Source organism: Desulfosporosinus fructosivorans (assembly GCF_004766045.1).
In the GTDB taxonomy this organism is placed as follows: Bacteria; Bacillota; Desulfitobacteriia; order Desulfitobacteriales; family Desulfitobacteriaceae; genus Desulfosporosinus; species Desulfosporosinus fructosivorans.
The window spans coordinates 216559-238073 of record NZ_SPQQ01000006.1; the positions used below are offsets into that span (position 1 = coordinate 216559).

The window sequence follows — 21515 nt, forward strand, 5'->3', positions numbered from 1 at the left end:
ATATAGCCTTATAAATTTGGACTCCTAAGAATTGAGATATCGGAGGATTTAAAAAATGACAAGCGTTACAGAGAGATTTTTAAAGTATATCAAATTTGATACCATGTCTAGCGAAGAGGATACCGTCCCGACAACTCAGGGGCAGATCGAATTGGCCACAGCTCTTATTGAAGAATTAAAGATGATCAATATGGAGAATATTTCATTAGACAAAAACGGCTATGTGATGGCTAATTTAGCAGCAAATACTGATAAGGCTATTCCTGCTCTTGGCTTTATCGCCCACCTCGATACGAGCCCTGATATGAGTGGTCGGGTATTGAATCCTCAAATTATTGAAGATTATAATGGTCTCGACATCCAACTTCATAAAGAGAAAAATATCGTATTATCTACGAAGGATTTTCCCGAGCTGCTAAACTATAAGGGTAAAACGCTGATCACTACGGATGGTACGACTTTGTTGGGCGCAGACGACAAAGCAGGGGTTGCAGAAATTATAACCGCGATGGACTATCTGACCAATCATCCGGAAGTGCTGCATGGAAAGATTTGTGTCGCTTTTACCCCCAATGAAGAGGTAGGGAGAGGTGCCGATCACTTCAATATTGAGAAATTTGGAGCAGATTTTGCATACACCATAGATGGCGGTCCAATTGGGGAACTTGAATATGAGAATTTTAATGCTGCAGGAGCAAAAATTAGTATACAAGGGAGAAATATCCATCCTGGTTCTGCAAAAGGAAAAATGGTTAATGCTATTCTACTTGCTCAGGAATATGCTGATCAATTGCCAAAGAATGAAACACCAGCAGAGACGGAAGGGTATGAAGGGTTTTACCACTTAACTAATATTCATGGGGAAGTTGAAAATGCTGAACTTCGTTATATCATTCGTGATTTTGACCCGACTTCTTTTGACGAGAGAAAAGAAAAGATGCGGCAAATTGCGGAAAAACTTAACGAAAAATACGGAAAAGATACAATTACTATTGAGATTAAGGATCAATATTTCAATATGAAAGAGAAAATTGAGCCAGTGAAGCACATTGTGGACACTGCCTCAAAGGCAATGGAGGCAGTTGGAGTTGTTCCTGACATTCGCCCGATTCGGGGTGGAACCGATGGTGCAAGGCTTTCCTATATGGGTTTACCTACTCCCAATATTTTTACGGGTGGACATAATTTTCATGGAAAATATGAGTTTATCCCAACCTTTGCTATGGAGAAATCTGTGGAGGTTATACTGAAAATAATAGATATGTACTCAAAAGCATAGACTACTTGTACGAGTTCACTGGAGTGTAAAGAAAACTAAGGCCAGCGCCAAGCTTTCAGGCGCCGGCGGTCGCCTTAGTTGCCCTTATGCTTCCCGAAAGTATGTGACTGAAGTTATACTTCGGACTAGTAAAAAAAAGGACTGGGTTTTTTAAACCCGGTCCTTAGGATTATTTGTAGCGCTCGTTGGAACCTTTTTCTGATCGTGATCAGAATTTGGGCGGTTGTCGTCGACGTTAGCTGCATGGGTTCTGGATTTATCAGTTTTCTTATTACTCATAATGTAATCTCCTTTAAAGACAGTGGTATTTCTGTTCGACTTAGGATTTCCCAAATTTCAGAAATAATGCTAAGATTTTTAATTTAAAAGAGAATTCTATTGAGATTTTGAATAAGATATAGTATACTAAAACAGTAAACAAATCAAATTTATTAAATTACCTTTGAAATAAGAGCAATTTGACTGGCGGGATGAAAAGTAAAATCCATCCTATTAGTTGTTGCTTGTTTTTGTTTGGGTAACACTTTGAAAGGAGTCAACTATGAGCGACAGCATTACCATGAATAGTGGAACCGAAACAATGGAGATCTCTAGGTTAATAATTGAGAGGTACTTAGAAAGAAAATTAAAAGAAACTGAAATTGTACACCATCTAAACGAGGTTAATGATGACGACAGAACTGCAAATCTTGCAGTCTTTATTGATATTGCTCATCACGCGAAATTCCACAAAGCCAAAAGAAAGTCTCAGTATGTTCCCGAAGTGGGGCGTACTAGAAAAGCAATAGAAGCAAAAATGTTAGAAAAGTACGGGATCGTATTTTATGGACCTCTCTGTACTAGTGATAGAGAAAGAATGCTTAAACAAATGGCAGAACGCACAAAAAGGGAACTAGGCTTACTAAGTTAAGGACATATGAACTTAGCTTTATTCATTCTCCACGGTGGCTCGGCAAGAGCCGCCTTTTTTGGTCCCCCATCCGCTGCGGGTAGCATTGATCCTATGGAAACTAAAGGTGGTTAAAAAATGGCGAAAATTATAAGTGCATCTGTGAACGTGGCACTAGCAGAATATGATGAGTCATTAAAAAAACATGTAGTCGAATTAATGAAGGAATCGTTGCGAGAAAAAGCTACGGAATACATTCTTGAAAATACTTGGGAAGTCGTTGAAAACAAACGTACACTATCTGTAAATGAAGATGGCCTATTGGAGACTCAAGATGAGGAGACCATGGCTCCAGAAATTAGTGACACACGAGAAACACTCGAAGTGATGACGATAGGTATAACTGTAACAGTGGTATAACGAGTCGAGTAAATCCACACAGTATTCCTTTTTTCTCAAACTTGCCATTTTGAGTTACACGACTTATGATACAGGATATAGATGACAAGCATATAATGGCGCGTCGAAATTAGAGAGGTTGAATACGAATGGCAAATATTGAGCTGATTGCAACGGCTGCTTTTGGTTTGGAATCCATTGTGGCTCGTGAGTTAAAAAACCTTGGGTATGATAATTTAGTGGTCGAAAACGGGAAAGTCACTTTCGCGACTGATGAGCTGGGGATTTGTCGTACAAACCTCTGGCTGCGTAGTTCGGATCGCGTTCTCCTAAAAATGGGCTCATTCAAAGCGCGAACCTTCGAGGAACTTTTTGAGCAAACCAAAGCGTTACCTTGGGAGGAGTGGCTTCCCGAGGATGCGAATTTCCCCGTACAAGGGAAGTCGATCAAATCCCAGTTGTTTAGTGTTTCCGATTGTCAAGCTATTGTTAAGAAGGCAATTGTGGAACGCCTCAAAGAGAATTATGGTAGGAGCTGGTTTGAAGAGACGGGACCCCGTTATCAAATCGAAGTCGCCCTGCTCAATGATATTGTTACCTTAACCCTAGATACGTCTGGATTAGGTTTACATAAGCGTGGATACCGGCAACTTGCTGGACAAGCGCCGTTAAAAGAAACTTTAGCTGCGGCAATGATTCAACTAAGCTACTGGAACAAGGATCGCGCCTTGATAGACCCTTTTTGTGGGACCGGGACTATTCCCATTGAAGCAGCATTTATTGCCCAAAACCGTGCACCAGGCCTGAAACGTAGTTTTGCGGCCGAAAAATGGCCAAGAATTCCCAAAGAACTATGGCAAGAAGCTTGGCAAGAAGCACTCGATCTTTGGAATCGCAACGTACCTTTGCATATTTACGGTTCTGATATCGATCCTAACGCTTTGGCCTTGGCTCGCACGCACGCCCTTGAGGCAGGGGTAGAAGATGTAATACACTTTCAGAGATTACCTGTGGCAGAAGTGCGCTCTAGGTTTAAATATGGGCATATGATTGCCAATCCTCCTTATGGGGAACGGCTTGGGGATGTCTCAGAGGTTGAAGGACTTTATCTGGAACTCGGGGAAACGTTTAAGCGTCTGGAAAACTGGTCCCTTCATATGCTTACCACTCACCAATTCCCAGAACGATTAATCGGACGCCGTTGGGACAAGAGTCGCAAGCTTTATACTGGTCGATTGGAATGCCATTATTTTCAGTTTTTCGGGGCACGTCCTCCAAGGGAACCGTATCAAAACGACACAAGTAGATTAACGAATTCAGATGTAGTTGAAACAGTTAAATAACTAAAAAGAGGTCATAGTAAAGGTCTAATGCGATAATCAAGTATCACATTAGATCTTTTTTAACTTTAGCTGAACATTTACTGGCTTAAGTGCTGGGCTTCGGTCAAACTTATCTAAGTTATTAACACTTAAGTTATTTAACTTAAGTTATTTAACTTAAGTTAAGCTATTTTACTTAACCTAACTGCTTAAGAAAGATTAAAGACTTATTAGTTTGAAAGGAGCATTTTCGCAAGGCCAAATTCGATATTTTTTGGATTGAATTATAGAGCAATTCTGTTAGAAAGAATTGCTCCATAGTCCTAATATTTGGTTAACTAGAAATATTATTCTAGTATCAAATTATGCGATAGTGATAATAGGAAATGATAATTTTACAAGCATTATAAACTCACATAGACTAAAACATGTTATAATAATAACAAGTGTGAGGAGGTTGAGGGTTCATGTTACTGAGTTTAATTGCGTATTTATCCATACTCCTTTTTCTCGGAATATCTGTTTACAAAGCCTATGGATTTGCCAAAATGCCTTTGCATGGTCGGATGGAACTCTATCCGGTTCCCAAAGAAAAAGGGTATGAACATGGGGGCTCCTTTTATGAGGAAGTAGCGTGGTGGAGTAAGCCACACGAAGTTTCTCACGTGAGGGAAATACTGGAAATGTTAAAAGAAATACTATTTATTAAAAAATTGTTTGAGAACCAACGTCCTTTTTGGTGGATTTCATATGCTCTGCACTTAGGCATTTACTTCATCATGGCTTGGACAATATTGTTGGTCATAGGAGCAGTATTTGCGCTCAATGGAATTATGGTAGCGGCAAGCAGTTCGAATATCTTGGCTCTGTTAATTTACTATTTTTCGATTTTGACGGGGATTATAGGACTCGCTCTGGTTACTTTAGGGTCTGGAGCTTTATTTCTGCGTAGAATGTTTGACAATACATTAAAGAAATATACGACCCCGCAAGAGTACTTTAACCTTTTGCTCATTCTTGCAGCGGCGGTTACTGGGATTCTCGTCTGGGGGAGTGATTTATCATTTCAGCCTGCTAGGGAAGTAACTGCGAATTTGATCACGTTTACCCCTTTTGCTGCCGGTGGTTTAGTGACGTTACACGTGATTATAGTAGGAGTTATGTTGATTTATATTCCTATCAGTAAGATGAGTCACTACGTTGGAAAGTATTTCACGTTCCATACAGTTCTATGGGATAATAGTCCTAACCTTAGGGGGAGTGCTGTTGAGCAAAAAGTCAAAAAAGCGACGACTTATCGCCCAACCACCACTTGGTCAGCTCCTCATATCAAGGCACCTAACGCACCTAAGGAATAAATTCCAGTCTATTCTTAAGTGTTAATTCTCATAGAAAAGGAGATCTAAGCATGATGAATCAAAAGGATTTACTTCCGAAAGATATGGGGCTGCACACGGATGAGCAACTGATTAAACTCGAACTTAATCAGCTTATGCCTTTGCTCCCACCGTATGATAAGCCTGGGATGGAACCAGCTTTAACGGATCCCAAGCCTGCTTGGAAAGAGAAATACTGTACTTCGTTAGATGGTTACATTGGTATTGATACCTTAGTTCGGCCTAAATCAAAAGAGGAAGAAGACGAGTTTGTCCGTAAGTTCGTCAGTGGCTTGGGGAAAATATTTTCTGATGCCAATAATGGCGTACTTGAACCGCTATTATTGACCCATGAATATTGTGCGAAATGTGATACTTGTTCAGCAGCTTGTCATATCTATGAAGCGTCAGGGAAGAACGAGATGTACAGACCAATTTATCGTTCTGAGGTTCTTCGGAAAATCGCCAAGAAGTATTTCACCACGAGTGGGAAATTTCTGGGAGGTTTTGTTGGCGCAGATGTTGACGTAAACTGGGAAACGATTGCTCGCTTGGGGGAATTAGCCTATCGCTGTAATCTATGCCGGCGCTGTGCTCAAACCTGTCCATTGGGCTTAGATAATGCACTTATGACCAAAGAAATTCGCAAGATCTTTAGTCAAGAAATGGGCATTGCTCCGACTCCTTTGCATAATAAAGGTACAATGCTTCAGATAAAGACGGGTTCATCGACAGGATTAAGCAAACCGGCTTTTTTAGATACCCTTGAGTTTCTAGAAGAAGATACCGAAGAAAAGTTCGGCATAAAGTTAAAATTTCCAGTCGATAAAAAAGGCGCAGACATACTTGTCTTGCACAATGCAGGGGAGTTTATGGCTTGGCCAGAAAACCCAGTAGCCTTTGCCCTCCTCTTTGATGCGGCTGGCTTAAATTGGACACTTAGTAGTGAAATCATGGGGTATGACAGTGTTAACTACGGTCTGTGGTATGATGATTATCAGGCTAAACAAATTGCTTTGATGCAGATGAAAGTGGCCAAAGACTTTGGAGTCAATCGAATTGTAGTGGCAGAGTGTGGACATGCTCATAAGGCTTCGATGGTTGTCGGTGATCGAATGGCGTATGGAGAGTCTAAGATCCCTGTGGAGAGTTGTTTGCCGTTGCTTTGGGATATGGTTAGGACCAAACGAATAAAGTTCGATCCTAGTAAAAATAACTTCCCTGTCACTCTTCACGATCCATGTAATGTAGTGCGACAGCTGGGGATCGTCGAACCTCAACGGAATGTCTTAAAAGCAATTTGTCCACAGTTTAGAGAAATGACTCCTCATGGCGTTGACAACTACTGCTGTGGAGGGGGAAGCGGTTTCGCCATTATGAATTCCCAGAACTTCCCTCAGTTCAGAGATCAAGTGGCTTCTCGAGTGAAATTTAACCAGATTCTTCGAGCCTTTCAGGATACCATAAGTGATACTTCAATCCCGAAATATATTTGTGCCCCTTGTTCTAATTGTAAGGGTGCTATGCGAGCAATTCTGGAACATTACGAGGTAACTGAGAAATTCAACGTCCAGTATGGTGGCTTAGTGGAACTAATGGTGAATGCTATGGTGGGTATGAAAAAACCTTTCTTGGAGTTCTTAGATAAAGAGTAGACGGATCCTGATGGATTCTTTAGAATGGACCCTTTCAGGATACCTGAACGGGTCCATTCTTTAGGTATATTTAAATTTAAGACCAATAATTCGGGAGGAGAAACGAATATGAAAGTAATTATGATTGGTGGAGTTGTAGTAGGTCCCAAAGTTTCGGCACGTCTAAGGCGCTTAAATTCCGATGCAGAAATTACAATTATTGAAAAAGGAACGTTGCTTTCTTACGGGGCATGTGGGTTACCTCTTTATGTAGCTAACTTGGTACCACAACTAGATGGTTTAATGAAAACTTCTTATGGCGTGCTTAGAGACACTGATTTTTTTCAGAGTCAAAAGAACGCTAAAGTTCTTACACAAACTGAAGCCATAAAAATCGATCGGGTAAATAAAAAAGTCCTTGTTCGACACGTGGTAACTGGGGTAGAAGAAACCTTAGATTACGATTATTTAGTTCTCGGAACGGGTGCTATACCAAGTATTCCCCCTATTCCGGGTGTTAATTTAGGTCAGGTATTTACTCTACATCGTCCACAGGATGCTCAAGCACTTAAGGAATTTATCAAAGCTAAGAAGGTAAAACATGTTACTGTGATGGGATCGGGATTAATCGGGATCGAAACAGCAGACGCTTTATCTAGTCCGCGGTTAAAAGTTGCGTTGTGCGAAGCTGAGTCTCAAGTTCTTCCGAAGTTACTGGATGCTGATATGGCTCAACTAGTAGAGCGCCAAATGAAATTGCAAGGGGTTGACATTCGACTATCTTGTAGAGTGAAAGCGTTGGAAGGGGACGCTGATGGGAATGTGTGCCGCGTCCAGACGGAACAGGGTGTGATAGAAACCGAAGCAGTTGTCATTGCGACTGGAGTACGTCCGGAAGTTGGATTGGCCCGCGAGGCGGGGCTCACGATTGGGATTACAGGAGCCATACAAGTTGATGAGCACCTGATGACCAACGATCCCTTTATTTATGCAGGTGGTGACTGTGCAGAACAGCGTCATCTTATTACTGGCGAACCAGTATATATTCCGCTAGCTTCAACCGCTAACAAGCAAGGTCGTGTTATAGCGGATCATATAATGGGAATTTCTGCCCGCTATGCTCCCGTTGAAGGAACCTCTGTTCTTCAAGCGTTTGAACTTAATATTGGACGCACAGGTCTAGGAGAAGCGGAAGCACGAAAACGAGGGTACAATGTTGTGACCAGTGTGAGTAGTGGACTTGATTCCACCCATTACTATCCGATGCATGCCAATATAACCATTAAATTAATTGCCGAAAAGGAAGACGGGCGCTTGTTAGGTGCTCAAGTCTGTGGTTTAGGAGATGGTGTTAAGAGACTCGATGTCCTGGCGACTGCTCTGAAGTTTGGAGCAAAAGTAGCAGATCTTATTGACTTGGATTTAGCCTATGCACCACCTTTTGCCACAGCTATTGATGTACTTATTCATGCAGCTACAACGCTTGAAAACATGCGTCTGGGGGTTGCACAGGGAATCACTGTTGAAGCGTTCTTAAACCGCTTACAGGCCGGAGAAAAGCTATGTCTGCTTGATGTACGTGAACCGGATGAAGTGGCGGCTAATCCATTATCCATCGAAGGAACCAAGGTCATTGCATTGGGAGAACTACGGGAACGTTGGGAAGAGGTTCCAAAAGATTCTTTAGTTGTGACAGTCTGCGGATTAGGAATTAGGGGCTACGACGCAGCTTGTATGCTTAAAGGAAAAGGAATGAACCAAGTAGTTTTTCTTCAGGGGGGACTCTCTGTAGCTAATGCATACTTTGATAAAATATAGTGTTAAAAATAGTACAAGCAGTTTTTCAGTATAATGCAATCAGGATTATTTATTGTACGAACAGTACACAAGATGTTAAATTAAGAACATGGTCTAGTGTTAATTTACACAAGTAAAATTTTCGCGGAGTTGTCCATTGAAAATTCATTTTTCTCTTTATAAAGTTAAGGAGGTGTTATTTTGTTTATTGTTACAATTGACGAAGATCAGTGTTCAGGATGCAATGGATGTACTGAGAGCTGTCCCGCTCACCTACTTAGCTTTGTTGAGGACAAAGCTCAAGTAACTGGTGATGAATCAGAGTGCATGGGCTGCGAAAGTTGCACGTCAGTTTGTCCGACGGGTGCCATCAGCATTGCTGAAATGTAAGAAACCCCATAAACTTGAAGACGGAGGGTACGCCATGACAGAAAAGAAAACGCCTTTACTAGATGAACTAGAAAAAGGTAAATGGCCCAGTTTTGTAACTGAAATCAAACGAGCCGCTGTGAAAAGTCCTGCTTCAGCTGAATTACTCCAAGTCTTGGAAAGATCTTATGCAGAGCGCAGAGGTCACTGGAAACACGGTGGGATCGTTGGAGTTAGAGGGTACGGCGGCGGTGTAATTGGTCGCTATGTTGATGAACCTGAAACTTACCCAAATATCGCTGAGTTTCATACTGTTCGTATCAATCAACCATCTGGATTCTTCTACAACACAAAAACACTTCGCACTATTTGTGATCTCTGGGAGAAACACGGCAGTGGCTTGACGAATATGCACGGTTCTACTGGAGACGTTATTTTGCTCGGTTGCAAAACTGAGAGCATTCAACCTATCTTCGACGATTATAGTGAGGCTGGTTTCGACCTTGGTGGTTCAGGTTCTTGCCTAAGGACAACTAACTGCTGCGTAGGACCAGGACGTTGTGAACATGCATGCTATGACACACTCGAAGCATGTTACAATATAACTAATGAATTCATGGATGAGTTACATCGTCCGATGTGGCCTTATAAGAGCAAAATCAAGTTCTCAGGTTGCGCCAATGACTGTACTGGTGCGATTGCCCGTGCTGATATCTCTGTAATCGGAACATGGCGCGATTCACTCAGAATTGATCAAAACGCTATTAAAGAATATGCTGCTGAAGAATTCCCTATTCAATCTGCAGTTGTTGCTAAATGTCCAACTCACTGCTTAACTTATAATAAAGAAACTCAAGAACTATCTGTTGTTGCAGAAGATTGCACACGTTGTAACCACTGTATCAACCTTATGCCAAAAGCTATTCAAGCCGGCAAAGAAAAAGGCGCAACCCTTTTGGTCGGTGGAAAATCGACAATCGTTCAGTCCGCGTTTATGTCTTCAGTCGTTGTGCCTTTCATGAAAATGGAAGTCGAAGACGATTTCGAAGAATTCAAGGATACTGTACGTCGCATTTGGGAATGGTGGGATGAAAACGGTAAAACCCGTGAACGTATTGGTGAAACAATTTTCCGCTTAGGAATGGGAAAATTCCTCCGCGAAACGGAAATTCCACCTGTACCTCAACAGGTCTTCCGCCCGCGTGCTAACCCATATGTATTCTGGAACCAAGAAGAACTTGACCAATCTGGAACAGCAATGGATGGATCTGAAGTTAAAAACTATAATAAGTAGTTTACGAGAGGTGGATAATCATGGCAGCTAAATTAGACCAAGGACCTCCTAATTATAAAGAGATGCTCCCTCCAGTTATTCTTGAGAACTATGGCAAATGGAAATATCATGAAATTCCTCGTCCAGGCGTGCTCAAACATGTTTCTGAAACCGGAGCAACAATGCACAGTGTGCGCGTAGCTTCTCCTCGTTTGGTTAGTATTGATTTTGTACGTGATTTATGCGTAATCGCTGACGAATATTGCGAAGGATTTCTCCGCTTCACAACTCGGAACAATGTAGAGTTTTTAGTAGGAGACGAAGCTAAACTTAACCCATTGCTTGCTGAATTAGAAGCTAAAGGTTATTGTGTTGGTGGAACTGGAGCATCGATTAGTAATATCATTCACACTCAAGGTTGGGTACACTGTCATACACCAGCAACCGACGCTTCAGGCGTAGTTAAAGCTGTAATGGATGACTTGTATGAGTATTTCGATTCCATGAAGCTCCCTGCGAAATTAAAAATGGGCTTAGCTTGTTGCTTAAACATGTGTGGATCAACTCACTGCAGTGACATCGGAATTGTCGGTGTTCACCGTACCCCTCCTCGAATTGACCATGACAAGATCCGTAAAGGTACAGAAATTCCGAGTCTGGTAGCTAGTTGCCCGACTGGAGCTATTCGTCCCGATCCTAAGAACAAGAGTGTTATCGTTAACAATGATAAATGTATGTATTGCGGTAACTGCTACACCATGTCTCCTGCAATGGAAATTTACGATGCTAAAAACGACGGCATCGCCATTCTCATCGGTGGTAAAGTTTCTAATGCTCGTTCAGCTCCAAGTTTTTCCCGTATGGTAATCCCATTCTTGCCAAATAATGCTCCTCGTTGGCCAGAGACAACCAAAGCAATTCGTGATATCATTGAACTGTGGATTGCGAATGCTCACAAAGGTGAACGGTTGGGTGAATGGGTTGAACGTATTGGCTGGGAAAGATTCTTTAGCTTGAGTGGACTTCCTTTCTCGGATATGTTAATTGACGATTATATCTTTGCCCGTGAAACCTTCCGTACTGGTGCAGCATTTAAGTACTAATTTGATACAATAAAATTAGAAAGCTGGTATTTAAAATGCAAAAAGGACCTGCTGATCCCGTAATTAAGCAACAAATTCTTGATTATCTCGCGAAAGTACAAAAAGCTAAGAGTAGAGACGTAGCAGTAGCCATTGGCGCGAAAAAAGGCGATGTTGATAACGCAGTTAAAGAACTTACTGCGGAGGATCTCGTTGAATATCTCTACATTACAACCACATTTATTTGTTTAAAAGGTAAAGTCCAAACTCCAAATGGTTAAACTTTAATCCTTGGATGGACTAACCTAGTTTAGATTATTTCTCAATATACAAAAGATCGACCATCCTTAAACCTTTCCTTGTTTCTGCTGATTCTATTAATCTAGCATTATAGGGAATAAGATTTGGGTGGTCGATTGTTTAGTTTGTAAATTGTATAGATGAAATTGTATATTAAAAAGAACACTTTGTACTCCTGACGAAACAACTCCAAGAAAGGTGTGGGTATGATGTTACCATGGACGGGGATTAATGAACTGAGTATAACGAATGTACCTCGCTTAGTAATTGGAGCACCACATGGACGTAGCGGAAAAACAACGTTTACCTTGGGATTACTAAGAGCGTTTGCTAGGCAAGGAATGGCAGTTCAACCCTTTAAGAAGGGCCCAGACTATATTGACGCAAGTTGGCATACAGTTGCAGCTAACTGTACTTGCCGTAACCTAGATTCATTTTTTATGGGGAAACAGGAAATATGCAGTTCCGTTTCTAAGCAAGCTTTAGGGAAAACGATAACAATCATCGAAGGTGCAATGGGCTTATATGATGGTCTGGACATGAAGGGAAGCAGTTCTACTGCCGAAATTGCTAAAGTAACTCGTACACCCGTACTTTTAGTGGTCGATGCAACTCGCATGACAAGAAGTATTGCTGCGATGGTGATGGGTTATCAACATTTTGATCCAGAAGTTAATATTGTAGGGGTAGTTCTCAATAAAGTAGCACGACGACCGCGCCATGCAAAAATGGCTCGAGAAGCCATAGAAGAGTTCTGTAAAATCCCGGTTGTAGGGGCAATACCCAAGGACGTCAACTTAACCATACCTGATCGACATCTTGGACTTGTAACTAGCGGAGAAATGCAAGAAACTGACAGTTTTCTCGAGTATTTAGCGGATGTCATTTGTGAACATGTCGATTTAGACAAGATACTAACTTTGGCTCAAGCTGCTCCTGAGCTACCGCAGTATGAGGCTACTCAGGGGACAAACATTCCTAAATATTCTGTAAAAAATAGGACGCTTTCCCCCAAGATTGGCTTTATCCAGGATGCTTCTTTCAGCTTTTACTATCCTGAAAATATTGAAGCCCTAAAAAATATGGGTGCTGATGTAGTCCCTATTAACGCCCTTTTGGATAGCAACCTCCCCAGAGACCTTGACGGTCTGTATATAGGTGGGGGTTTCCCAGAAGTTTTCGCTGCTGCTCTTGAAGAGAATAGAACCCTACGTGGAGAAATTAGACAGGCTGGGGAAAATGGCCTCCCGATATACGCCGAGTGTGGAGGGCTAATGTATCTAGGCCGCTCAATTATTACACCATCTAAGAACTTTGAGATGGTGGGTTTACTTCCTCTTGATACTCAGATGGAAAGCAAACCTCAAGGCCATGGATATACAATTATGGAAGCGAATCCAGACCAGACTTGGTTTGATGAGTTGAGCGAAATTAAGGGTCATGAATTTCATAATTCCCGCGTGATAAATCTGGCCCCACATGTGAAATTTGGCTTAAAGGTCAAGCGAGGGCATGGAATCGATGGGCAACACGACGGAATTTGTTATAAAAACGTATTTGCTTCATATAATCATATTCACGCTCTAGGATGCCCCGCCTGGGCAGAACGCATGGTAAAGCTTGCTGCGAATTATAACCAAACAAAGTGGACCAAAATAGAGAAAGTAGCAGGACAGTAAAACAATTTTAGTAATTGATTAAAAGTCGTAAGAAAAAAGCCTTCTACTCGAAGGCTTTTTATTCAGAGTGGATGGATATTAGTGATTCTAACTCTTGAGCAAATCATATGGATCTTTGCTAGTGCACCAAAGATTATATTATCGAGTTCACTACATTGCTGGTAATTTTTGAACAGCGTAATCGTTTACGTACCTCAGGGAACAAGTATTTCTACAGTATTATTAAAAATTAGAGTGCTTGTCTGGCTAAATCCTTACACTGATGGTATTATAAAGATATACGATATCCAGATTTATATACTATTTGAATTTGGATGGAGTTTTATTTCGGATAATGTTTGGACACAACTGTATTAATTGTGAATATTTATCTTGAAAAATGTATACACGAGCTGATAATGAGCTCTTTCAGTAAAGATATAGGTGATCTAGGAAGGATGATATATCATCATGGAACAACACCTTCTTGTGTTCAAAGATGTGGCAGAAACCAAAAACATTACATTATCTGCTAAGAAGCTACACATGAGTCAACCCAGCATTAGTCTTCAAATTCAGAATTTAGAAAACCAATATGGTGCTCGTTTTTTTGATCGTACAAATAAAGGGGTAACGCTGACTAAAGAAGGTGAAATTTTCTATGCACATGTTCGGAGTGTCCTGGACATTCTAACGAGTGCTAAAGAGCAAATAAACGCTTTAGCAAAAGGTCAGAGAGGTCTTATCTATCTAGGTGCAACTCTAACGATTGGAGAATATATTCTGCCAAATATTCTTGCATATTTGTATAAGACACACCCAGATGTTGACTTTAAAGTGAAGATTGCGAATACCGAGTCGATCTCTCAAGATGTTCTTGAAAAGAAACTTCATATTGGTCTGATTGAGGGGCCAGTTCCGCGTCATAAGGATCTTAATGTGGAAAAGTTTTGGGAAGACGAGTTAGTAGTCGTGCTTCCCCATTCTCACTCTTGGGCATCAAGGAAAAGCATCACACTTGCTGAACTTCCTCATGAACGTTTGGTAACACGAGAGGAAGGTTCAGGGACTCGTAAGGTGATGGAGATGGCCCTTAAAGAGCGAGGGCTGGACCCAGAACACTTGAATGTAACTATGGAGCTAGGAAGTACTCATGCAATCAAACAAGTGGTCTCGGCGGGACTTGGAATTACTATTATCTCAGCGTTGACAGTCAATCGGGAAGTCGATCAAAGATTATTTAAAACTTTGAAGATACAAGACGCTCCAATTTATCGGCCTCTCAGTATTCTCACCAATGCCCAAACTAATCAAACCAAAGACGAACGTCTCTTAATTAACCTTCTTCATGATCATCGGTTGCTATCGGATATTTTAAGTAAGGAATTTAGTGAACTTGAGGATCTTGAGTAGGAACATTATTCATCGACTGCAGTGGGGTAGGGAAGGACGAGGACAAAATAATTGAAAACTGACTGCCGAATTGGACTCGTTCAGATGGAATCCATTGTTGGAGAGACTGAACGTAATTTCCAAAAAATTATTCATATGGCTGAAGCTGCTCAAAAGCAACAAATATCCCTATTGTGCTTTCCAGAATGCGCCTTAAATGGATACTCACCTCAAGACGCATCAGAAGTTGGAACCACACTCGATAGTTCGTGGGTCCGCCTGTTAAATGAGTGTTCACAGGACTTAGGGATCACCCTGATGGTGGGTTTTGTTGAGCGAGGCACAGAACTGCCAAAACCCTATATATCTCATGCCATTTTAACCCCTGGAGAGGAACCTGCGGTTTATCGCAAGGTACATCTGGGACGAAGTGAACTTGACTACTTTACTCCAGGAGACAGTTTCCCGATCTTTTCAGCTCATGGGACCACTTTTGCTGTGGGAATCTGTTGGGACTGGCACTTTCCTGAAACTGCGGCCATTTATTCTCTCAAAGGGGCTGAGGTTTTATTTGCACCTCATGCTTCTCCGATGATCGCCGGTGATCGAAAAGAGATTTGGTTACGTTATCTTGGTGCCAGAGCGTATGATAATTCTGTGTATCTCGGAGCATGTAATTTGGTAGGAAGCAATGGAAAATCGAAACAATTTAGCGGGGGCGCTTTAGTCATTGGACCAAAAGGAGAGCTGTGTAACCAATCCAGCTTGGGGGAAGAAGGTATCTTATCAGCTACTCTTTCAGCTGATCGGATTAATCTTATACGTAGCCCAGATCGTGCCTCCATGCGAGATAGCTTTTTCTTGGCCGATCGACGTAAGGAACTTTATCATGAACTGATAGAGCTAGACATATCGACTAGAAAGAATACAGAGTAAACTTAATAGTGAACTTCAAATGACTAAGGTAGAAAGGTGTCTGAGTCGTTTGAATAGTAATCAATAAAAAAACCTTCCTAAGCTCAAGCTAAGGAAGGTTTTTACTATTAGTAGTTTACCAATTGTTGCGTGCACGTGGTTGGTAGCAATCACGGCAATATACTGGTTTATCACCAGAAGGTTGGAAAGGTACGGTGGTTTCCTTTCCACAAGTAGCACAAATAGCAGGGAACATTTCGCGTGGTTGACGAGAATATCCGCCACCACCGCCGCTGTTTCTGGTTTGTTCTTTGCGCGCTGCACGGCATTCTGGGCAACGTCCAGGCTCATTAGTAAACCCTTTTTCGGCGTAGAACTCTTGTTCAGATGCTGTGAATTCAAACTCACGTCCGCAATCTTTACACCCTAAAACTTTGTCATTAAACATCAAAAAACCTCCGCAATTTTATTACCCGCTACGTGGGAAGTGCAGAAAAATCTTCCCATAGCCTTAGGCAATCGAGAAGGTCTGTTCATATCCACTATTACTAACGAGTTTATTAAAGTATATCTAAAAAACGAAGATAAGTCAAATGTCAACTCGAAAATTTAGTTAAATTATTCCATTAAATAATCCAATATATGTAATGTTTTAATGACTATTTGTAATTTATATTACAACGAAAGAGTATCTGAAAAGATCAATAATTTTGAGCTATTCTAATACTTTAACTCCTCAAGACAGAAAATTCTATTCGCCAGTCATAAATAAAAAATGGAGATTGCGCATAATAATAATCGATAGACTGCTTTCGGATATAGGCGAGATGGAGGATGAGCAATTGGAGAACCTCGACATAGAGACAATACACGAGCGTATCCTTGGTATGCAGAAACTTGAGGCCTTATTTAACCAGAAGGGCTATTTAATTTGCCAATCATCGGGAGAGCGGATATATGACTTCAAGGACATCGTTACGATCTTTATACCGCTTAGTCCAGAGCGTGATCAAGTGATGGCTGTTCATAGTGATCATGCCACAACTTTTGTACAGAGCTGTCTTAGGACTATGAAATAGTAATTTAGGTAGGAAGAAGGATTATAATGTTTTATAGAACGTAGAAAAGATGCTAGCGATGGCCAAGTGGTCTTTAACTCCTCCTAGTTCTCGGACAGAATGCATGGCTAAAACGGGGTTTCCGATATCGACGGAACGAATATCCAGGTGAGTACTAGAGATTGGGCCTATGGTCGATCCCCCTCGTTCATCGGAACGATTAACAAATTTCTGGAATTGTATTCCAGCTTGTTTACAGAGCGCCTCGAAGACCGCTGCAGATTCAGCATCCGTGGTATAACTCTGATTAGCACTGATTTTGATGACTGGACCGCCATTAAGGATCGGACGATTAACTGGATCATGCTTTTCTCCAGCATTCGGGTGAAGAGCATGTGCCATATCAGCGGAAATAAGAAAAGAATGGGCAAGGGCTTGGAAGTATGATTCCCGGCCTTTTTTTTGTGCTAAGAGGATTCGTTCTAAAATATGGGCTAGAAATGGAGACGCTGCACCTTGCTTAGAGGTGCTTCCACATTCTTCATGGTCGAAACAAGCCAGAACTTGCGTCATCAAAGCTGGCTTTGATGACGCAAGAGCCCTAGTACCAGCATGGACCATCGCTAAATCATCAAGCCGTCCACTTGAGACAAATTCTTTTTGAAGTCCGATTAAACAACCCTTCTCATATTCATGGAGAAAAAGGTCAAAGTCTAAGATATCTTCTGAGGGACAGCCGAGGGATTCCGCAAGATGTCGAATAAGAATGCCTTCCGTTTGTAAATCATCTGTGATTTGTGTCAGCAAAGGTAGCATATCTTTTTGTTTGTTTAATTCTAGTCCTTCATTAACTTTCCGGTTCATATGGATTCCAAGATTAGGTATCACGAGTAACGGGCGGTCACTGCGGTAGAGTTTAATTTGAGGGGTAAAAGGAGATTCTCCACGCAACACAATCCGACCAGCTAGAGAGAGTGGGCGGTCCAACCATGTATTGAGAATAGGACCTCCATATGTTTCGACATTTAATTTCAGATAATGTCCTTCAACGGGAATTTCGGATAAAGGTTTGATTCTGAAACTGGGACTGTCAGTATGTGTTCCAATAAGGTGAAATCCATACTGATCCGGCTCTCCTTCGCCGACAATAAACGCAATTAAGGCTGAACTATTTCGAGTTACAAAATACTTACCTCCTGCAAGCAACGGCCATTTCTTTTCCAGAGCTAACTCTTTGAATTCATGAAGAATCAGGATCTTCTTCACGCTTTCGACGACATGAAAGGAAGACGGACTTTCGTCAATAAAATCAAGCAGTTCTTGGGCAAACTGCTGTTCCTCGGTTGTAATACCAGACGTTCTCATACTGTACCAACCTTTCCGATTATAGTTTGATATTCTGGATATTATGTGAAAGTAACATATTCGCCCTCCAGAAACTGCATTCCTTCTAATTTCCTACAATCCTTGAAAGAGTATGCAGGAAATTAGATCAAGATAAGAGAAACTATTAATGGCAAAGCAGAAATCTTAAAACTATGTAGAAAATGAAGTGACGTTTAATTGAGAAATATTCGAGTAGCCGCTCTAACACAAATCAATTTGATTGAAATGACGGAGATTTGGAACCGTTGTTGGCGAGGGTATTACTACGATATGTGGTTTACACCTGATCAGATGAGGGCGTGGTTGGATCTAACCCAAGTTTCCCCGCAACATTCCATGGCAATCTTTGTGGATGATCAGATTGCTGGGTTTGCTTTGCTGTCCTTAGAAGGGGTTGATGGATGGATAGCTGGGACCTGCATTGATCCAAATTATCGCCGTAAAGGTCTCTTTACGGCATTAATGCGGCTAGAGCTTGATGTAGCTAGACGGCTAGGTTTAAAGCGTGTTTACCTTGAGGTTTTAGAACAAAATCCTGCGCTTAAAATCTATCAATCCCTAGGTTTTACACAGATACGACAGCTCAATATTTATCGCGTCCATAAAAATAACGAGAATTCTAAGAGGACAATGGATACATGTCCTCTTGATTTGATTCCCTTAGAAACCTATTTTTATAATCGTCGAGGTTTATTTAAGCCAGCATGGCAGCGAAGAGAGGGTTATCTCAAACGGCATGTTAATACTTTCGCTCTGATAAACTCGAGTGGGTCTGCTGGCGTCTTGTTTGGAGGAGATAAAATCACCCTTGTGTTAGATGCCTGGAGTACAACTGTGGTCGGGGCAACAGACGTGATTGCCACCATTACTAAGCGCTCGAAGACTTCGTGGTCATTGACAAATCAGCCTGATGATGAAATTACCAGACTTTGTAATTCTCGGGGAGTTTATCCAAGTGCAAAACAATATGAAATGTGTGTTGAACTGACATAAACTTGATCTACTGTTCATAGATTATATAATCTGGTGTTTTGACGTAAATCTGGGTCAGTTCACGTCAGAACATTCAATTGTGAGAAGTATTGTTTAAGTAATTATCCTAGCCAGAAATATACACCGACGTAATAGTCTCTGGATGGTCGAGTGTCCTTCACGGTATCTATGGATACTGGGACGCACGCATCTATGGAGAACTAATATGTGCAAATAAGGTTGACACCTGCGCCATAAGGCTAGGCGATTACAAGGTTTTTTAGAAATTAACTCTTGTAATTTATTGTAATTAGTGTATAATGAAGGTCTAGCTAAAATGAAAGGAGAAGTAACCCTATGACACAAAAAGAACAATTAATGATTAATGCCATTTTAGAGTCCGTTGGATTAGAACCTATTCAATCCACACAGACTCAACGACGAGTCCATGATGAAGGATAAGTAGTTACAGAAAGGGAGCGGTATTTTGACCCAGATCCTAATCCTAAATTGTAACCTGATTAACTTAGATTCATTTACAAAAAGCCAAATATGAAAGCGAGTTTCTTAATTTTGATAAGAAGCTCGCTTTTATAGTTGGATATGATATATGCTTAAAACTAAGTTATGATAGCTTTGCTAGGGCCTAAGTTGCCCTAATGCTCTGTGGACAAGTATGAAGAGAAGGGAGCTTCTAGAAGGTATATAACTGTCAAATATCTGACTAGGAGAATTAAGGGTAGTCATGAATGTCCCGGTGTATTACTGTTTAAAATAACTAGGATGGAGTGGACGAATTTATGACATTATCAGTACTTGGTATAGCCTGTAGCCCGCGATGTAATGGTAACACAACTGGCTTAATCTTAGAAGCGATGAAAACTGCCCAGGCCGAAGGTCATACAACCGAGTTAGTTTATCTTAACGACCTAAACATTAATCCCTGCCAAGGGTGTAATGCTTGTTCAGCTAAGGGGATATGCATAATAAAAGATGACATCCTCAAGCTCCAAGAAAAGCTTATCCAAGCAGATCGTGTTATCCTTGCTGCTCCTATTTTTTTTATGGGAGTTAATGGCCAAACAAAAGTCATGATTGATCGAATGCAAACGTTTTGGGCTCGCAAATATCTTCTTAATCAATCCTTAATTAGACAATCTGGGCCTGAGCGCATTGGTCTTTTTCTCTCTGCTGCCGGTACTAAAAAGGCGGATGTTTTTAAATGTGCAGAACGTTCCATTCAAACTCTCTTTCATATGTTAGATATCAAATCCGCCCAACCTTGTCTCTATAGTGGGATTGATCAAGCTGGGGAAATTAATAACCATCCAACAGCTTTTGACGAGGTACGAAAGGCCACACAGGCTCTGTTAACATCCTAATATCTCGAAAAATGCATGTCCAAACTGTTAATTTTTATGATATAATAAAAATACTGCAATATTGTAAAAATGGAAAGGAACTGTGTCTCATGCAACAAACATCAACGCCGATGAATGTCCCTAAAATCGCGATTGTAACAGATAGTACGAGTGATTTAGCTCCAGAAATGATTAAGGAGTTTGGGATCGAGATCATTCCTTTACACGTCGTATACAAAGATCGAGAATATCTCGATGGGGTTAATATCAGTCCAGATGAAGTTTACAAGAATATGGATATTGAGGTGCCGACAACATCACTGCCTTCGCCCTCCGAGATTTCCGACTTATTTAACCGGTTAAGGGAGGCTCATTTCACACACGTACTTACAATGCATATTTCTAGTGGCTTAAGTGGGACCTACGAAACAGTATGTCAGGTTGCCCAAGAGTATAAAGAGATGGTTATCGAAGTGTTAGATTCAAAAGCACTTTCTATGGGATTAGGTTTTCCAATTTTGGAAGCAGCTCGTAAACTTCGAACCTCAAAGGATTTCCAAGAAGTGATACATGTAGCAAAGACCGTCTCACAACATACAAAACTCTATTTTGTACTTTCGACATTAGAATATTTAAAACGTGGAGGGCGCATCGGGTACGTTTCTGGCACAATTGGTGAGCTTTTAAATATTAAGCCGATTATCTCCATAAATTCCGAAGGGAAATACATAACAACTGCGAAAGTTCGAGGTAGAGAACAATCCTTGAAAAAGTTATACGATATTTTGATTGAATCCACTCAGGACGGACGCTATAACGTGGCGATTGTCCATGGCGGAGCAGAGCAGGAAGCGCGGAAGTTGTGGCAGAAAGCGCACGAACTCCCTAACATCGAGGATTTATTATTTAATCAAATTAGCCCAGTGATGGGGGTTCATACAGGCCCTGGACTTGTTGGGATCATAATTTCTCCTGTTATAGCAACTCAGTCTTAGATTGAGTTGCTTCTTCATTAATTCTAATGTTATACTCATTTAACAGGGGAATTATCCA

Annotated in this window: 21 protein-coding genes; 18 read left to right on the top strand and 3 right to left on the bottom strand. The window is 41.1% G+C overall.

Annotated features, from left to right (window positions below):
- Positions 1-55: 55 nt before the first annotated feature.
- A complete protein-coding gene (pepT, locus tag E4K67_RS17680; RefSeq protein WP_135549053.1) occupies positions 56-1279 on the top strand; it encodes a peptidase T in 1224 nt (407 codons plus the stop codon).
- A gap of 150 nt (positions 1280-1429) precedes the next feature.
- Here the strand turns inward: pepT and E4K67_RS31160 are convergent, their stop codons facing one another.
- Positions 1430-1558 carry a hypothetical protein gene (locus E4K67_RS31160; protein WP_274594893.1) on the bottom strand — a complete coding sequence of 43 codons (129 nt, stop codon included), beginning with the start codon at positions 1556-1558 and terminating at the stop codon, positions 1430-1432.
- Between the two features lie 262 nt (positions 1559-1820).
- On the opposite strand from E4K67_RS31160, the gene E4K67_RS17685 reads away from it, so the two are divergent.
- The 13 genes from E4K67_RS17685 to E4K67_RS17745 all read left to right on the top strand — a co-directional run bounded on the left by E4K67_RS17685 (position 1821) and on the right by E4K67_RS17745 (position 15706).
- A complete protein-coding gene (locus E4K67_RS17685; RefSeq protein WP_135549055.1) occupies positions 1821-2189 on the top strand; it encodes a hypothetical protein in 369 nt (122 codons plus the stop codon).
- 117 nt (positions 2190-2306) lie between these two features.
- Positions 2307-2588: a hypothetical protein gene (locus tag E4K67_RS17690; protein ID WP_135549057.1), complete on the top strand. Its 282-nt coding sequence runs from the start codon at positions 2307-2309 to the stop codon at positions 2586-2588.
- 128 nt (positions 2589-2716) lie between these two features.
- Positions 2717-3910: a THUMP domain-containing class I SAM-dependent RNA methyltransferase gene (locus E4K67_RS17695; protein ID WP_135549059.1), complete on the top strand. Its 1194-nt coding sequence runs from the start codon at positions 2717-2719 to the stop codon at positions 3908-3910.
- Between the two features lie 446 nt (positions 3911-4356).
- Positions 4357-5247, top strand: a complete 891-nt coding sequence (locus tag E4K67_RS17700; RefSeq protein WP_135549061.1) for a respiratory nitrate reductase subunit gamma — start codon at positions 4357-4359, stop codon at positions 5245-5247.
- Between the two features lie 50 nt (positions 5248-5297).
- Complete coding sequence (locus tag E4K67_RS17705) at positions 5298-6920, top strand: (Fe-S)-binding protein (RefSeq protein ID WP_135549063.1); 1623 nt, start codon at positions 5298-5300, stop codon at positions 6918-6920.
- Positions 6921-7028: 108 nt separating this feature from the next.
- Positions 7029-8717: an FAD-dependent oxidoreductase gene (locus E4K67_RS17710; RefSeq protein ID WP_135549065.1), complete on the top strand. Its 1689-nt coding sequence runs from the start codon at positions 7029-7031 to the stop codon at positions 8715-8717.
- A 180-nt stretch (positions 8718-8897) separates the two neighbouring features.
- The gene (locus tag E4K67_RS17715) at positions 8898-9086 is read left to right on the top strand and encodes a 4Fe-4S binding protein (RefSeq protein ID WP_135549067.1); all 189 of its coding nucleotides are present in this window, start codon (positions 8898-8900) and stop codon (positions 9084-9086) included.
- Between the two features lie 34 nt (positions 9087-9120).
- Positions 9121-10359, top strand: coding sequence for a dissimilatory-type sulfite reductase subunit alpha (gene dsrA / locus E4K67_RS17720; protein ID WP_135549069.1), 1239 nt, complete (start codon positions 9121-9123; stop codon positions 10357-10359).
- A 20-nt stretch (positions 10360-10379) separates the two neighbouring features.
- Positions 10380-11441: a dissimilatory-type sulfite reductase subunit beta gene (gene dsrB, locus E4K67_RS17725; protein WP_135549071.1), complete on the top strand. Its 1062-nt coding sequence runs from the start codon at positions 10380-10382 to the stop codon at positions 11439-11441.
- Between the two features lie 35 nt (positions 11442-11476).
- On the top strand, positions 11477-11701 hold the full coding sequence (locus E4K67_RS17730; protein WP_135549073.1) for a hypothetical protein: 225 nt from the start codon (positions 11477-11479) through the stop codon (positions 11699-11701).
- Between the two features lie 228 nt (positions 11702-11929).
- Entirely contained in the window at positions 11930-13399 is a 1470-nt protein-coding gene (locus E4K67_RS17735; protein WP_135549372.1) for a cobyrinic acid a,c-diamide synthase CobB, read from the top strand.
- Between the two features lie 450 nt (positions 13400-13849).
- Positions 13850-14791, top strand: coding sequence for a LysR family transcriptional regulator (locus E4K67_RS17740; protein ID WP_199242583.1), 942 nt, complete (start codon positions 13850-13852; stop codon positions 14789-14791).
- Positions 14792-14842: 51 nt separating this feature from the next.
- Positions 14843-15706, top strand: a complete 864-nt coding sequence (locus E4K67_RS17745; protein WP_135549077.1) for a nitrilase-related carbon-nitrogen hydrolase — start codon at positions 14843-14845, stop codon at positions 15704-15706.
- A gap of 115 nt (positions 15707-15821) precedes the next feature.
- Here the strand turns inward: E4K67_RS17745 and E4K67_RS17750 are convergent, their stop codons facing one another.
- Complete coding sequence (locus E4K67_RS17750) at positions 15822-16133, bottom strand: zinc-ribbon domain containing protein (RefSeq protein WP_135549079.1); 312 nt, start codon at positions 16131-16133, stop codon at positions 15822-15824.
- A 394-nt stretch (positions 16134-16527) separates the two neighbouring features.
- On the opposite strand from E4K67_RS17750, the gene E4K67_RS17755 reads away from it, so the two are divergent.
- Positions 16528-16764 carry a hypothetical protein gene (locus E4K67_RS17755; RefSeq protein ID WP_199242590.1) on the top strand — a complete coding sequence of 79 codons (237 nt, stop codon included), beginning with the start codon at positions 16528-16530 and terminating at the stop codon, positions 16762-16764.
- 21 nt (positions 16765-16785) lie between these two features.
- Here the strand turns inward: E4K67_RS17755 and E4K67_RS17760 are convergent, their stop codons facing one another.
- Positions 16786-18108 (bottom strand): M18 family aminopeptidase, encoded by a 1323-nt coding sequence (locus E4K67_RS17760; RefSeq protein ID WP_135549081.1) that lies wholly within the window; start codon positions 18106-18108, stop codon positions 16786-16788.
- Between the two features lie 198 nt (positions 18109-18306).
- On the opposite strand from E4K67_RS17760, the gene E4K67_RS17765 reads away from it, so the two are divergent.
- From E4K67_RS17765 to E4K67_RS17775, 3 genes are all read left to right on the top strand, one after another.
- Positions 18307-19122, top strand: a complete 816-nt coding sequence (locus tag E4K67_RS17765) for a GNAT family N-acetyltransferase (protein WP_243454529.1) — start codon at positions 18307-18309, stop codon at positions 19120-19122.
- 779 nt (positions 19123-19901) lie between these two features.
- Complete coding sequence (locus tag E4K67_RS17770) at positions 19902-20483, top strand: flavodoxin family protein (RefSeq protein WP_135549083.1); 582 nt, start codon at positions 19902-19904, stop codon at positions 20481-20483.
- A gap of 89 nt (positions 20484-20572) precedes the next feature.
- Positions 20573-21457, top strand: coding sequence for a DegV family protein (locus E4K67_RS17775; protein ID WP_135549085.1), 885 nt, complete (start codon positions 20573-20575; stop codon positions 21455-21457).
- Positions 21458-21515: the final 58 nt, after the last annotated feature.

Excerpts from the sequence above, each read along its gene's own strand:
- pepT (WP_135549053.1), top strand. The coding sequence starts at position 56 with ATGACAAGCGTTACAGAGAGATTTTTAAAGTATATCAAATTTGATACC.
- E4K67_RS31160 (WP_274594893.1), bottom strand. The coding sequence starts at position 1,558 with ATGAGTAATAAGAAAACTGATAAATCCAGAACCCATGCAGCTAACGTC.
- E4K67_RS17685 (WP_135549055.1), top strand. The coding sequence starts at position 1,821 with ATGAGCGACAGCATTACCATGAATAGTGGAACCGAAACAATGGAGATC.
- E4K67_RS17690 (WP_135549057.1), top strand. The coding sequence starts at position 2,307 with ATGGCGAAAATTATAAGTGCATCTGTGAACGTGGCACTAGCAGAATAT.
- E4K67_RS17695 (WP_135549059.1), top strand. The coding sequence starts at position 2,717 with ATGGCAAATATTGAGCTGATTGCAACGGCTGCTTTTGGTTTGGAATCC.
- E4K67_RS17700 (WP_135549061.1), top strand. The coding sequence starts at position 4,357 with ATGTTACTGAGTTTAATTGCGTATTTATCCATACTCCTTTTTCTCGGA.
- E4K67_RS17705 (WP_135549063.1), top strand. The coding sequence starts at position 5,298 with ATGATGAATCAAAAGGATTTACTTCCGAAAGATATGGGGCTGCACACG.
- E4K67_RS17710 (WP_135549065.1), top strand. The coding sequence starts at position 7,029 with ATGAAAGTAATTATGATTGGTGGAGTTGTAGTAGGTCCCAAAGTTTCG.
- dsrA (WP_135549069.1), top strand. The coding sequence starts at position 9,121 with ATGACAGAAAAGAAAACGCCTTTACTAGATGAACTAGAAAAAGGTAAA.
- dsrB (WP_135549071.1), top strand. The coding sequence starts at position 10,380 with ATGGCAGCTAAATTAGACCAAGGACCTCCTAATTATAAAGAGATGCTC.
- E4K67_RS17730 (WP_135549073.1), top strand. The coding sequence starts at position 11,477 with ATGCAAAAAGGACCTGCTGATCCCGTAATTAAGCAACAAATTCTTGAT.
- E4K67_RS17735 (WP_135549372.1), top strand. The coding sequence starts at position 11,930 with ATGTTACCATGGACGGGGATTAATGAACTGAGTATAACGAATGTACCT.
- E4K67_RS17740 (WP_199242583.1), top strand. The coding sequence starts at position 13,850 with ATGGAACAACACCTTCTTGTGTTCAAAGATGTGGCAGAAACCAAAAAC.
- E4K67_RS17750 (WP_135549079.1), bottom strand. The coding sequence starts at position 16,133 with ATGTTTAATGACAAAGTTTTAGGGTGTAAAGATTGCGGACGTGAGTTT.
- E4K67_RS17760 (WP_135549081.1), bottom strand. The coding sequence starts at position 18,108 with ATGAGAACGTCTGGTATTACAACCGAGGAACAGCAGTTTGCCCAAGAA.
- E4K67_RS17770 (WP_135549083.1), top strand. The coding sequence starts at position 19,902 with ATGACATTATCAGTACTTGGTATAGCCTGTAGCCCGCGATGTAATGGT.
- E4K67_RS17775 (WP_135549085.1), top strand. The coding sequence starts at position 20,573 with ATGCAACAAACATCAACGCCGATGAATGTCCCTAAAATCGCGATTGTA.